Source organism: Taibaiella koreensis, from assembly GCF_003545715.1.
In the GTDB taxonomy this organism is placed as follows: Bacteria; Bacteroidota; Bacteroidia; order Chitinophagales; family Chitinophagaceae; genus Taibaiella; species Taibaiella koreensis.
Genome location: NZ_QVNU01000026.1, coordinates 1 through 1,092, shown reverse-complemented (window position 1 = coordinate 1,092; position 1,092 = coordinate 1). Strand labels below are relative to the sequence as shown.

The 1,092-nt window shown below is 47.0% G+C and carries 1 protein-coding gene; it reads left to right on the top strand.

All coding sequences use genetic code 11. The annotated features are described in order from the left end of the window. On the top strand, positions 1-928 hold a 928-nt coding region (locus tag DZK30_RS25570), incomplete at its 5' end, for an ISAon1 family transposase (RefSeq protein ID WP_205529572.1). Between the last annotated feature and the right edge of the window lie 164 nt (positions 929-1,092).

Below are 1,092 nucleotides of genomic sequence, written 5' to 3'. Positions count from 1 at the left end.
CAAGCTGCTACAGGAGCAATACAAACACCACATCAGCGATTACAGGAGCTGGGAGCAGCAGGAGCATGCCGCTGAGTGGATACTTTATCCCCAAAATATAGGCCCTCATTTGAGCATAGACGAGACCAGTCTTTCCAATGACGAACTATACACTATTGTAAGCAATAAGGCGGCCAAAGGCCGGAAAGGCACGCTGGTAGCCATGATCAGGGGTACGCAGGCTGAAACTATAATCGAAGTATTAAAAAGGATCCCGGAACGCCTGCGTAACAAGGTAACGGAAGTAACACTGGATATGGCGCCCAGTATGAACCTGGCTGTAGAACGCTGCTTCCGTAAGGCGCATAGGGTAACGGATCGTTTCCACGTGCAGCGCCTGGCCTGCGATGCGGTACAGGAACTGCGTATCCAATACCGCTGGGAGGCTTTAGATAAGGAAAACGAAGCCATAAAGGCGGCCAAAGCACAAGGAGCCATTTTTACGGCTGAACAGCTTGAAAACGGAGACACCTTAAAACAACTCTTGGCAAGAAGCCGCTATCTATTGTTCAAGCATAAAGATAAATGGACATCCAGCCAGAAAATAAGGGCCCGGCTGCTCTTTGAGCGTTTTCCTAAATTAAAGGAAGCTTATTATCTGTCCCTGAAGCTGGGCATTATTTACCGTACCTGCAGAACAAAGGAAGAGGCCTTCAAAAAGCTGGCTCTTTGGTTCAACGAAGTAGAATCCTCGGCCATGTCTTCCTTTAAAACAGTTGTCAGAACTGTCGAGGCCCATTACCTGAGCATTCTTAATTTCTTCAACAACAGAAGCACTAATGCTTCTGCTGAGTCTTTCAATGCTAAAATTAAATCCTTCCGTTCTTCTTCCAGGGGTGTAAGAGACATCCCTTTCTTCCTCTTCAGGCTCGCAAATATCTATGCTTAATTATCTTCTCCCCCCAACTTTTACGATTGATCCAAAGAAAAAGCTTGATCCCATGATACACACAAAAGCGTGGGCAAGCTGGTCTGGATGCGTAGCTGTCTGAACGACGGTAAAAGCAGGCAAAAAAAATCCCCCATTGTGGTAACGGGGGATGGTAGTGGAGG